The sequence below is a fragment of the Pantoea sp. Ap-967 genome, from assembly GCF_011752565.1.
Lineage (GTDB): Bacteria > Pseudomonadota > Gammaproteobacteria > Pseudomonadales > Pseudomonadaceae > Aquipseudomonas.
This window is the reverse complement of record NZ_VWXK01000085.1, coordinates 1-837: the sequence shown is the minus strand read 5'-3', so window position 1 is coordinate 837 and position 837 is coordinate 1. Positions and strand designations below refer to the sequence as shown.

1 protein-coding gene is annotated in these 837 nt (G+C 61.2%); it reads right to left on the bottom strand.

The genetic code is table 11. The features are described from left to right. Window positions 1-837: outer membrane protein assembly factor BamA (gene bamA, locus F3J45_RS29585; RefSeq protein ID WP_167070878.1), on the bottom strand; the 837-nt coding region annotated here is incomplete at both ends.

Genomic DNA, 837 nt, shown 5'->3' with positions numbered 1-837 from the left:
GTCTTCGGTCTTGGTGTTGCCGCGGTAGTTGATGCGGTTGACGTAGGCACGCTTGCCCGGGTCGACCACGAACATGATGTCGACGGTGTGGTCCTGGTCGTTCGGCTGTGGCACGCCGTTGACGTTGGCGAAGGTGTAGCCTTCGTTGCCCAGGCGGCGGGTGATCAGCTCGGACGTGGTGGTCATCACCTTGCGCGAGAACACCTGGCCCGGCTGCACCAGCAGCAGCGACTTGACCTGGTCCTCCGGCACCTTGAGGTCGCCCGAAAGCTTCACGTCACGCACGGTGTACTTCTCACCTTCGTTGACGTTGACGGTGATGTAGACGTGCTTCTTGTCCGGGGTGATCGACACCTGGGTAGAGGCGATGTCCATGTTGATGTAGCCGCGGTCCAGGTAGTAGGAACGCAGGCGCTCCAGGTCACCGGAGAGCTTTTCGCGGGCATACTTGTCGTCGTTCTTGAAGAACGACAGCCAGTTGGTGGTCTTGAGCTCGAACAGCTGCTGCAGCGTTTCGTCGCTGAACACGGTGTTGCCAACGATGTTGATGTGCTGGATCGCAGCAACCGTGCCTTCGTTGATCTTGATCTTCAGCGCCACGCGGTTGCGCGGCTGTGGCACCACCTCGGCGTCGACCTCGGCCGAATAGCGGCCCTGGGCCACGTACTGGCGCTGCAGCTCGTTACGCACGCCTTCGAGGGTGGCACGCTGGAAGATCTCGCCTTCGGCCAGGCCCGACTGCTTCAGGCCCTTCATCAGGTCTTCGGTGCTGATCGCCTTGTTGCCTTCGATCTCGATGCTCGACACCGACGGGCGCTCGACCACGTTGATGATCAG